The following is a 12,911-nucleotide window of genomic DNA, read 5'->3' as shown; positions in this document are numbered from 1 at the left end:
TCTTAAAGCGTTAAAAGCTAAGATAATGAAAGTAAACCCGATGGCTATAAGAGATAATAAATGGTCGGATTTACATATAGCGGTAGGAGCTAAAGAACTAAAGTTAGTAAAAGCTTTATGTAATGAAAAAAATATTAATGCTACAGATGCTAAATGCAGAACTCCTTTGGAGCTAGCAATACTTGGCAATGATTTAGAAACAGTAAAATTTTTAGTTCAGATGGGAGGAAAAATTGCTCCTAACATGTATGGTTGGTCTGCTATTCATTTAGCAATAAAAATCGGTAATGTAGAAATGGTAGAATATTTATATGAAAATACGGAATTTCAAAAGTACGATAAATATGGATATACTTTACATGATTGGGCAGAAGCAATGGGGCGAGGAGAAATAGTACGGTTTTTTCATGATAAAAATCATAATAATAATAAAACCCCTTTAGAGTTCGCCGTAGAATCGAAGAACATTTCATCAGTAAAAGCATTAATTAGCAAAGGTGCTAAATTTGATATTAAAAGCGAACTTGGCTATAAGATTTTTGAACTTGCTATTGATTCTGAAGATATGAAATTAATAGAGTATCTAGTAAATCATACGCTAGTCGGTAAAAACACGGGGCAGCAAACTCTTCTAGAAAAAGTAGCCCAAATTTACGATAAGAATATAAATCTCTCGAAACTAGTAAAAGTTTTGATTAAAAATAATGCAGGATTTGATAAAGCTTTAGGACAAAAGCTTTTACAAAAAGCAATATATGCTGATGATTTAGAGTTAGTAGAAACTTTATATAGTAAAGGTGTTGATGCCCAGTATAAAGACCAATTAGGACGTAGCGGCTTACATCATGCTATAAAAGCTAATTGCGGTGAAGAATTAATCCAGTTTTTGATTGAACACACTACGGATATTAATTATCGTGATAAAGCGGGCTTAAATCCTTTAGGCTTAGCAAAGAGTAATAATTGTACCGTAGCTACAAAATTATTACTCGAAGCCGGTGCTTATGAAGGTTATATGTATGATGATGTTATTAAGGTGTTAGGAGAATACGGATACTAAATAGTCATTGTGAGCGGGCGTTGCCTGCGTGGAGCGATTCCCTTCCTGTCATCACCGCGTGGATACCAACTCGTCATTGCGAGGAGCGAAGCGACGTGGCAATCCAGAAAAAATAATAAAAAAATTCTATAAATCAGAATTTTTAACTGGATTGCTTCGTCAATTGCTATGCAATTCTTCTCGCAATGACGGAAAACCGGTCTACGTCATAAAACTACCGTCCCTGCAGAATGCAAATGCCACATATTCATACTAAATTTGTAAAATGTGGTATATAATTATTAATTATAGATAGACATATTAAAAAAATTGTATTAAAATTGCAACAATTCCTAAGTTATTTAATTTTTATTAAGGTTTACATATTATGGCGAATATTTCTCCAAAATTATTTCAAAAAGCAATTCAAAAAGGTCTTAAAACCGCTTTATTCACCACCTCAACCGCAGCATTAATGCTGAGTGGTAGCGGGGCATTGGGTGCTGCAGTGATAGATGCAAATACGAACTTTACCGCAGGAGCGGGTCTTATTCCTGCAGGACCGTTTGGTGGTGGTATTTTACAGTATGGAAATAATGCTGTTACGGTTGACGCTGATGCAGCAGTAAATATTACGACAATAGATGTACACGGTTTTGCTCCGGCTTTATTTACGGTAAATAAAAATATTTCTTTAGGTTCTGTTTTGCTCGGTGGCGGTACGGCATTTCCTGTTAGCATTAGTAATAACTTTACGCTAACTTTAACTGGTGAAGATGGATTAGGAATTGGTGAGCACGATACTTATGACGGTTTAGGAGCTATTACCTTAAACGGTGCCGCTGCAGGTTTAACTATAAATTCCGGAACCCCGGACTTGATAACACTTGATGGGGCTATAGACGGTGGAGGTATAATAACTGCCAATACAAATGCTGCCATTAACGGAACAATAGGTAATACTAATCCGGCAGCTCAAATAAGCATTGGAGCAAGTACGCTTTCTCTCGGAGGGGCGGTAGTAAAAGCGAATGTAATAAACTTAACGGATGATGCGTCAGCAGTGACATTTACGAACCCTGTAGTGGTGACCGGTGCAATAGATAACACAGGTAATGCAAATAACGGTGTAGTAACCTTCACCGGTAATAGTACAGTAACCGGGAATATAGGTAACACGGCAGCATTAGCAGAGTTAAGCATAGGAGCAGGTTTGCTACAAGTACAAGGCGGAGTAGTAAAAGCGAATGCAATAAACTTAACGGATGATGCGTCAGCCTTGACATTTACGAATCCAGTAATAGTAACCGGAGCGATAGATAATACCGGTAATGCAAATAACGGTGTAGTAACCTTCACCGGTAATAGTACGGTAACCGGTAATATAGGTAACACGGCAGCATTAGCAGAGTTAAGCATAGGAGCAGGTTTGCTACAAGTACAAGGCGGAGTAGTAAAAGCGAATGCAATAAACTTAACGGATGATGCGTCAGCCTTGACATTTACGAATCCAGTAATAGTAACCGGAGCGATAGATAATACCGGTAATGCAAATAACGGTGTAGTAACCTTCACCGGTAATAGTACGGTAACCGGTAATATAGGTAACACGGCAGCATTAGCAGAGTTAAGCATAGGAGCAGGTTTGCTACAAGTACAAGGCGGAGTAGTAAAAGCGAATGCAATAAACTTAACGGATGATGCGTCAGCCTTGACATTTACGAATCCAGTAATAGTAACCGGAGCGATAGATAATACCGGTAATGCAAATAACGGTGTAGTAACCTTTGCCGGAGCAAGTACGGTAACCGGTAATATAGGTAACACGGCAGCATTAGCAGAGTTAAGCGTAGGAGCGGGTTTGCTACAAGTACAAGGCGGAGTAGTAAAAGCGAATGCAATAAACTTAACGGATGATGCGTCAGCCTTGACATTTACGAATCCAGTAATAGTAACCGGAGCGATAGATAATACCGGTAATGCAAATAACGGTGTAGTAACCTTTGCCGGAGCAAGTACGGTAACCGGTAATATAGGTAACACGGCAGCATTAGCAGAGTTAAGCGTAGGAGCGGGTTTGCTACAAGTACAAGGCGGAGTAGTAAAAGCGAATGCAATAAACTTAACGGATGATGCGTCAGCCTTGACATTTACGAATCCAGTAATAGTAACCGGAGCGATAGATAATACCGGTAATGCAAATAACGGTGTAGTAACCTTTGCCGGAGCAAGTACGGTAACCGGTAATATAGGTAACACGGCAGCATTAGCAGAGTTAAGCGTAGGAGCGGGTTTGCTACAAGTACAAGGCGGAGTAGTAAAAGCGAATGCAATAAACTTAACGGATGATGCGTCAGCAGTGACATTTACAAATCCAGTAACAGTAACCGGAGCAATAGATAATGCAGGTAATGCAAATAACGGTGTAGTAACATTTACCGGTGATAGTACGGTAACAGGTAGTATAGGTGGTACAGAATTCTTCGCAACAGTGAATATAGGAGCAGGAATAACATTACAAGCCGGAGGAAGCCTAGCTGCGAATAATATAGATTTTGGAGCCGCGAGTAATTTAGAGTTTAACGGTCCTGCCGGTAAGAATTATAACTTAATCGGAACTATAGCAAACGGTAATAATGCTACACTTAATATTAATGCTGCTGGTACAGTGATTGCAAATGATGCTAGTATAGGCACAGTTGCACAAATTAACATTCAAAATAATAAGATTTTTGTAATAAATGCTAAGAACGCTGATGTTGATATATTAGACGCTCAGGCGATTAGTTTTAAAGGAGCAGCTTCACGTCTTTTCTTAGCTAACGTTAGTACTACAGATGATAGAGTTATCACTCTTAAAAATCATTTACCCGGTCTTGCTAACGGTGGTGGTGAGTTAATTCTTTTGAGTCCAACAAAACTTATGACCGTACAAGGTGACGGTGGAGCTAAAACAATAGGTACGGCAGGAAATGCATTAGCATCATTAAGTGTTTTAGGTAGTGTAGCATTGAATGATATAGATGCTACAAATGTTCCTGTATTTAATATCCTAAATTTTACAGACTTTGTTGATGTAGGCGGTATTACTAACCAAATTAATGTAATAAATATCGGTGCTGCAGGTGTAGAACCTACAGGTGCAGCGATTGCTGCCGCTGCCGGTTCTTATACGATTGATGCAAATGGCGGTAATGTAGGAATTTTAGCCAACGGTCAGACTATTAATTTTGCCCATGAAGATGCAACTTTAGTATTACAAAATAGTGCAGCAGGAAACGGTACGATAACATTAAATGCCGCACTTGATCCTGGAGCTCCAAATAAAGGTAAACTTGCTGTAGATTCAGGAGCTGCGGGCGGGAAAGTAATTCTTGCAAGTGTCGGAAATGCTACTTACGGTACTGCAGTAAATAAATTAAAAGAATTAGAATTTAGAGGAACCGGAACATTCCAAATAGATACTGATATATTTGCTAACGATTTAGAATTATCAGTGCCGGCAATTACCTATAATAAGGATATCAACTCTAATTTATCATTCGGTGCTGCTACTGCTTTAACTCAAAACGGTAATATTAACGGTAATGTAGATTTCAATAATCAAGCAGCAGTTATAACACTTGGTGCAAATAAAAATATCACTGGTAGCGTTACAAGCAGCAATGGAGTTAACGGTACAATCATCGCAGGTGCAAGTACTATTAATGGACCTATTACTAATATTGCTATGTTAAAAGTAGGTGCCGGGGCTGTAAGCATAACCACAGGCGGTAATACTAGTATCACCGAAATCCAAGGTAACGGTACAGCACTCTTAACATTACCTGCAAACTTTAACTTAACAGGCAGCATAAATAAAACCGGCGGTCAGGCTCTGAAGTTAAACTTCACGAATGGCGGTAGTGTTAGCGGTGTTGTAGGTACAGCCGCAAATCCGGTCGGTGATATCACAACGGCAGGTACAACAAACTTTGCAAGCAGTGTTAACGCAAAAGGTGCGGCGACTCTCGGCGGTACTACAAGTTTTGCCGATACATTTACTAACACCGGTGCAGTTACTTTAGCTAAAGCTTCTATCACTAATTTTGCTAAAAACGTAACAGCTACCAGCTTTGCAGCTAACAATGCTACTATTAATTTCGGTAATAGCCTAGCCTTTAATAGTAATATAACAGGTAGCGGTACTACACTTACTTTAGGTGCAAGCCAAGTAACATATACCGGCACCGGTAGCTTTACTGATACGCTAACCTTAAATACTACTTTTGACGGAGCAGCTAAGTCAGGCGGTAATATCTTAATTAAATCAGGTAGTACTCTTGATTTATCAGGAGTTTCAACGTTAGCACTTGTTGTTACTGCTACTAATTTCGACATTAATAATATAAGTCCGGATACAAAATATACGGTAATATCTGCAGAAACAGCAGGCGGATTAAAGCCTACTCCCGCAGGTAATGTTAAAGTAACCGTTAATAATGACAACCGCTTTGTCAACTTTACTTTTGATGCATCAACTTTAACGTTATTTGCGAAAGATGTATCTCAAGAAGTTATAGATAACGACTTCAAACCGGGCGGACCGCTTGCAAATATCCCAAATGCTGCAAATGTAAAGAAATCGCTTGAGTTAATGGAGCAAGCACCAATCGGTTCAGATGCACGTTTAGCTTTCGGTAACTGGGGTAAACTGAATCCAATCCAAGAAGCAGATGCTGTAACTCACCTCATACAAGACGTTGTAAAGCCTAGCGATACTATAGCTGCTATTAATAATCAAGTTATACTAAGTAATATCTCAAGTAGCTTAATTAATCTAAATGCTAGAATGGATGCAATACAGCCGGCTGCCGTAGCTGCCGGTGATGAGGACAGAGATGCTAAGTTTGGTGCATGGATAAGTCCGTTTGTCGGTAATGCAACGCAGAAGATGCGTAACAATATAAGCGGTTATAAGTCTGATACAACCGGTGGCACTATAGGTTTTGACGGCTTAGTTAACGATGATCTAGCACTAGGGGCTGCATATACAAGAGCCGATACCGATATTAAGCTGAAAAATAATAAGACGGGCGATAAGAATAAGGTAGAGAGTAACATCTATTCCGTATACGGTTTATATAATGTACCTTATGAAAATCTTTTCGTTGAAGCTATAGCATCTTACTCGGATAATAGGATAAAAAGCAAATCAAGACGTGTTATTGCAACAGCACTAGAGACTGTCGGCTATCAAACCGCAAGCGGTAAGTATAAATCTGAAAGCTATACAGGTCAGTTAATGGCCGGTTATACCTATATGATGCCTGAAAATATTAACCTAACACCGTTTGCTGGGCTTAGATATTCGGCTATCAAAGATAAGGGTTATAAAGAAACCGGTACTACTAACCAAAACCTTACAGTTAAAGGTAAGAACTATAATAGCTTCGATGGTTTACTAGGCGGTAAAGTATCAAGTAATATCAATGTCAATGAAGAAGTAGTGCTAACACCTGAGCTTTACGCAATGGTTGATTATGCATTCAAGAATAAAGTTCCGGCGATTGATGCAAGATTACAAGGTATGACTGCTCCTTTCCCAACCAACAGCTTTAAGCAAAGCAAAACAAGCTTTGATGTCGGCGTCGGTGTTACTGCTAAGCACAAAATGATGGAATACGGTATTAACTACGATACAAATATCGGAAGTAAGTATTTCGCTCAGCAAGGTAGTGTAAAAGTTCGTGTAAACTTCTAATATACTCTAGCTCGTCATTGCGAGCAGCCATAGGCTGCGTGGCAATCTCATGAAATAATAACAAACTCCTGAGGTTGCCACGTCAAGGCTTCGCCTTTCCTCGCAATGACGATAAAATTTAAATAAAAAATTATGTTAGATAATATTAGAAAAACTGCCGATAGTTTTATAATGCGAGTTTTATTCGCAATGATAGCTTTTGCTTTTGTCGGCTTTGGTATTAAAGATGTATTAAACGGAAGAAGAAACGGCGATATTGTTACTTTTTCTCATGTGAAAAATATCTCTCAGGAAGATTTTTTGAGAGCAAAATCTTTAGAAATTAATGCTATAAGTAAGCAAACGGGAACAAGTTTAACCGATGAAGAAATAGCGCAGTTAAATATTGATAACCGCATCCTAAAAAGGCTTGTTTACGATAATGTCTTAGATTATTTAGTTAGTTATTACGACTTAGATCTAAGTGATGATACAGTTAAAATTTTAGTCAAAGAATCACCAGTTTTTAAAAATGAGCAAGGTGTTTTCGATATAAAAATTTTTAAAACTTATTTTAGAAATTCTTATATGGATGAAGAAAAATATTTATTAAACTTCAAAGAAAAAGCTTTAAAAAACATTCTGGTCGGTAGTTTTGTAGAAAGTTTCTATGTTCCTAAAGCTATGACTGACAATATAGTAGATTATATGGCTGAAAAAAGAGAAGTAGAATTAGTGCAGATAGATTTACAAAATAAACCGAAAGATTTACAAATCTCTACCCCTACCGACCAGCAATTAAAGGTTTTTTACCAAGATAATAAAACCGTGTTTGAGGTACCTGAGAAACGCAGCTTTTCTTATATTAAAGCTAATATTAAGGATTTAAAAGTCTCAATTACTCAAGATGAGTTGTTAGAATTTTATAATGAAAATAAAGATGAATTCGGTGATCAAAGTTTTGAAGCAGTACAGAAACAATTACATGATTTATTAAAGGCTCAAAAAATCGACATACTTAATATGGAGTTTGCTAAAAAGCTGGAAGATGAGACGGCAGCCGGTTCTAGCTTAGTTGAAATTGCTGAAAAATATAAGCTACCGATACAAAACGTTAACTATATAAGTTATGCAGAGCTTATTGAAGATAAAATAATTGCCGAAAATGCTGATAGTATTTTTGAGCTTTCGGAAGGAGAATTATCTTATCCTATAGAAGCAGAAGATAAAAGTTATCTTATATTGGTAGAATTAAAATCTATTCAGCCGGCAAAAATACCTGAACTTGATGCCATTAAAGAGCAGGTAAATAAAGTTTGGATAAAGCAGAATATCGCTGATGTAAACTTAAAAATTATCAAGGATTTAGCAAAAGAATATAATTCAGATCAAGAGAACATAAAAGAGCTTAAAGCAGCAGGAATAAAAATAAGCAAAAAAAGCTATATTAGAGCGGAAATGGAAAATGATCTAACATTAACTCCAGAGATATTATTATCAATTTTTAATACTAAAATAGGAAGTAATACACCTATATTCCAAGTAGGTGATGAAGTATATTTTGCACATATTAAATCTAGAAGTATAGATGAATTAACAGCTAAAAATATTCATATCAATTCAGAAAAAAATATAATATATAATATTAAAAATTCTGTAATTGACGAGCTAATTAACTACACAATTATTCAGAATGATATGAAAGTGAAGGGGAATTTTAGCAGGTAGGGAGCTGTCACCCCCCCCCACCGTCATTGCGAGGAGCGAAGCGACGTGGCAATCTTGTCAAGCATCCTGAGATTGCCACGCTCCTTGCAGTCGCTCGCAATGACGATAAAATAAGTCACGCATTATAAACAAAAAAATAGAACTATGAGCTTTAAAGATTTACCGGAGTTTTTAAAATTTTTAGAAAAAAACGGTGAGTTAAAGCGTATTTCTACCCCCGTTAAAACTGACCTAGAAATTACTGAAATTAGTAGAAGAGTATTAGCACAAGGCGGACCTGCATTACTTTTTGAAAATGTTATAAAAGCCGATTGCACTAAATCCGATATACCTGTTCTAACTAATCTTTATGCTAGTATAAATCGTATTTGTATGGGACTTAAACTTAAGTCACCCAAAGAATTAAGAGAGCTTGGAGTTTTACTAGCATTACTTAAACAGCCGCAACCTCCCGCATCTTTTAAAGAAACATTATCAATGTTACCGCTTGCTAAGCGTATATTTGCGATGTCTCCTAAAACAATATCAAAAGCAGCCTGTCATGAAGTCGTCATTGACAAACCGAATATCAATATATTACCGATTCAAAAATGTTGGCCTGATGATATTTCACCTTTAATTACTTGGGGTATAGTAGTTACTAAAGGTCCAACAAAAGATAAGGTGGATAATTACAACCTTGGCATATATAGAATGCAGGTTATTTCGGAAAATAAATTATTGATGCGTTGGTTAAAGTTACGGGGCGGAGCAGAGCATCATAAACGTTGGAAAGAAGCAAAAAAAGAGCCGTTTCCCGCCGCTATCGTTATTGGGGCAAATCCAGCGGTAACTTTGGCAGCGGTTACACCGATACCTGAGAATATCTCAGAATATAATTTTGCAGGTTTACTCGGTAATGAAAAAATAGAGCTGGTGCAATGCAAAACTATTGACCTTAAAGTACCTGCACATAGTGAAATAGTGCTAGAAGGTTATGTAAGTTTAGAGGAATATTTGCCTGAAGGCCCTTTTGGGGATCATACCGGATATTATAATGATGTTGAGGAATTCCCGGTATTTACCGTAACTGCAATAACGATGAAGAAAAATCCAGTATATTTAAGTACCTATACCGGAAAACCGCCTGATGAGCCGTCAATCTTAGGTGAAGCATTAAATGAAATCTTTATTCCTATCTTGCAGCAGCAATTTCCGGAAATAGTCGATTTTTGGCTTCCACCTGAAGGTTGTTCATATAGAGTTGCGGTAGTATCGATTAAAAAATCTTATCCCGGTCATGCTAAAAGAATAATGCTTGGGATTTGGTCGTACTTACGGCAATTTATGTATAGTAAGTTTATTATAGTTGTAGATGATGATATTGATGTTCGTAATTGGCAAGAAGTAATTTGGGCAATAGCGACAAGAAGCGATCCAAGGCGTGATACGAGCTTTATAGATAATTCCCCGATAGATTATTTAGATTTTGCCTCACCTGATTCAGGGCTTGGTAGTAAAATGGGAATAGATGCAACCGATAAAATATACCCTGAGACAAATAGAAAATGGGGTAAAAAAATAGAAATGAGTCAGGAAGTTATCGACAAGGTTGATAGTATGTGGGATGGTTTATAAGGCATTATGTCATTTCTGCGAGGCGTTGCCCGCATGGCTCAATGTCATCCCCGCGTAAGCGGGGATCCAGAAAAATAACTTCAATATTGATATAGAAATTAAATATTTGATAAAATGAACATATAAAAAACAAGTGTTTTATATGTTTTACTGGATTCCCGCCTACGCGGGAATGACATAAAGGCAATACCTAACAGGAATGACATCGATGGCTACAATCATATAACACTATTGAAGATCAACATGTATAACATCCCGCACGAGACGATAATTAATAATTTCAAAGAAATAGCCGATAAATATCAAGAGCTTATTTTGCATTTCATGCAAGGTAGGGGGAGTATGATACCTAGGAGCCTAATTGATAGTGATAAAAACAGGATTATAGCTTCTTTAATGGTAGAACAATTTTGGGCAAATCCTGAAAAATTTTGTCAGCTTAATATTGAATATATTGATAAGTTAAGAGAGCTTACAACGAATAGCTTTGCAAAATTTGTCGGTAGTCCGGCAAAAGCTGTATTTTCTCCGGATAATCGAGATAAAAGATTTAAAGATTCTTCGTGGGAGGATAATGCTTATTTTGACTTTGTTAAACAATATTATTTACTATCTAGTGAGTGGCTTAAGAAGAATATAGAACAGTATGAGCTATCAAATGATCTCAAGCAACATTTAGAGTTTGTAACTAAACATTTTATTGATGCTTTTTCACCTTCAAATTTTGCTTTTTGTAATCCTAAGGTTTTAAGTGAGACGTTAGAAAGCGGCGGTCAAAATCTAGTACAGGGATTAGAAAATTTCTTAAGAGATATAAAAAGCTCTGGTGATATATTAAATATTAAAACTACCGATAAATCCGCCTTTAAACTCGGTCAAAATATTGCGGCAACAAAAGGAAAAGTCATATTTCAAAATGATTTAATGCAATTAATATGCTATGAACCGAAAGAGAAAGTTCATAAGATTCCGATATTTATTATTCCGCCATGTATAAATAAATATTATATACTCGATTTATCTTCGCATAATTCTCTAGTATCTTTTTTGGTAGAAAATAATTTTCAAGTTTTTCTTATTTCATGGGTTAACCCTGATATTTCTCTATCGGAAAAAGGCTTCGAGGATTACTTAAAAGACGGTATTTTAGCACCTTTTGAGTATGTTAGAAATCTTGGTTTTGAGAAAATTGATTTTGTCGGCTATTGCATGGGTGGTACGTTCCTTGCTATAATTATCGCCTACTTTAAAGTAAAAAAAATAGATTCTGTTCACAGTAGCACTTTCTTTACTACTTTGCTTGATTATACTCACCCGGGTGAGCTTGGAATATTTTTTAATGAAGCTACGATTAATTACATTAAAGAAGATATAAAGCTAAAGGGCTATTTTGACGGACAATATTTATCAAATAGTTTTAGTTTGCTAAGGGCAAATGATCTAATTTGGACGTTTTTTGTCAATAATTATTTGCTTGGTAAAAAACCTATGCCTTTTGATTTGCTATATTGGAATGCGGATTCTACTAACTTGCCGGCAAAAATGTATGAGGAATATTTACAAAATACATATTGTAATAACTTGCTAAAAGAGTCTAATAATTTAGAGGTACTCGGAACAAAAATAGATCTTGGAAAAGTTGATTGCAACACTTTTTTCGTAGCTGCAAAAGAAGATCATATAGCTCCATGGCGTTCAATATATGATGGAGTAAAATTATTAAACGGACATAAGATTTTTTGTCTCACGGATTCAGGGCATGTAGCAGGTGTAGTTAATCCTCCTGCGATTGCTAAATATAATTATCGGCTTAACGATGACTTAAGTTTAAGTAGTCATGAGTGGCTTATGAAAGCTACGGAATATGAAGGCTCATGGTGGAACTATTGGCTTGATTGGCTTATAAAAAATAATGATAATAAGCTAGTAGATTCTTTAGATTATCAGAATCTAGAGGCTATAGAAGAAGCCCCGGGAAGTTATGTAAGAAAATAGTATACTCGTTTAATTTGAAAAATTGGCGTCGTTGTTTCATATTTTTTGTTCCTCACGTACTAGTTGTACGCTGCGGTCAAAAAATATAAAACGCCTTGTTCTTTTCCAAATTAAACTTCGTCTACCGATTTTTCATTTATTCAGAATATATAAAAATTGTGAAGAGAAAAAATAATAAATTTATAGAAATATCTATTGCCTTTATCTTAGGAGTTGCTTTAGGTATTTATGGACAGAATCCGGATTATTTTACTAATCTAATAAATCAAAAATCATTAGCTTCATCTGCACCGAAAATAAAGCATTACAATATTTCAGAGCTTTCAAGAAGTAAAGTTAGTACATGTTTTACTCCTCCTGCCGGTTGTACTAAGTTTATAGCAAATCAAATAGATAGGGCTGAAGAATCTATTTATATGCAAGCATACGGTATGAGCGATGCGTTAATTACTACTGCACTTATTAATGCACAGATGCGAGGAGTAAAAGTTAGAATATTGCTTGATCGTAGTAATCTTAAGCAAAAATTTTCTAAATTGCATGAATTACAACGAGCAAAAATTGATGTGGGCATAGATAAAGTACCGGGAATCGCTCATAATAAAGTTATCATTATCGATAGAAAGAAAGTAATAACCGGTTCGTTTAATTTTACAGCAGCTGCTGATAAACGTAATGCTGAAAATGTAATTATTATAGAAGATCAGGAACTAGCAGAGTCTTATTTACAAAATTGGTTAAACAGAAAGGCGAGTAATTGAGAGGAAAGCCGTTATTGTGAGCGGCTGAAAGCATGACCTGCGTGAATCG

At 36.3% G+C, this 12,911-nt stretch carries 6 protein-coding genes and 1 pseudogene; all 7 read left to right on the top strand.

The genetic code is table 11. The annotated features are described in order from the left end of the window. Positions 1-25: 25 nt before the first annotated feature. A pseudogene (locus tag ACNFN7_RS02925) lies at positions 26-421 on the top strand (ankyrin repeat domain-containing protein); the annotation flags it as partial. 144 nt (positions 422-565) lie between these two features. Next, on the top strand, positions 566-1,060 hold the full coding sequence (locus ACNFN7_RS02920) for an ankyrin repeat domain-containing protein (RefSeq protein ID WP_485440880.1): 495 nt from the start codon (positions 566-568) through the stop codon (positions 1,058-1,060). Between the two features lie 367 nt (positions 1,061-1,427). Then, on the top strand, positions 1,428-6,782 hold the full coding sequence (locus ACNFN7_RS02915; RefSeq protein WP_485440748.1) for an autotransporter outer membrane beta-barrel domain-containing protein: 5,355 nt from the start codon (positions 1,428-1,430) through the stop codon (positions 6,780-6,782). A 132-nt stretch (positions 6,783-6,914) separates the two neighbouring features. Continuing rightward, positions 6,915-8,489: a SurA N-terminal domain-containing protein gene (locus ACNFN7_RS02910; protein ID WP_485440747.1), complete on the top strand. Its 1,575-nt coding sequence runs from the start codon at positions 6,915-6,917 to the stop codon at positions 8,487-8,489. A 144-nt stretch (positions 8,490-8,633) separates the two neighbouring features. Beyond that, positions 8,634-10,106, top strand: coding sequence for a UbiD family decarboxylase (locus tag ACNFN7_RS02905; protein ID WP_485440746.1), 1,473 nt, complete (start codon positions 8,634-8,636; stop codon positions 10,104-10,106). Between the two features lie 243 nt (positions 10,107-10,349). Beyond that, positions 10,350-12,101, top strand: a complete 1,752-nt coding sequence (locus ACNFN7_RS02900; RefSeq protein ID WP_485440745.1) for a PHA/PHB synthase family protein — start codon at positions 10,350-10,352, stop codon at positions 12,099-12,101. Positions 12,102-12,259: 158 nt separating this feature from the next. After that, a complete protein-coding gene (pld, locus tag ACNFN7_RS02895) occupies positions 12,260-12,862 on the top strand; it encodes a phospholipase D (RefSeq protein WP_485440744.1) in 603 nt (200 codons plus the stop codon). Positions 12,863-12,911 lie beyond the last annotated feature (49 nt).

This window comes from Rickettsia sp. MAE-05 (assembly GCF_057319745.1).
The sequence above is the reverse complement of the archived record's forward strand: the minus strand, read 5'-3'. Positions and strand labels throughout refer to the sequence as shown.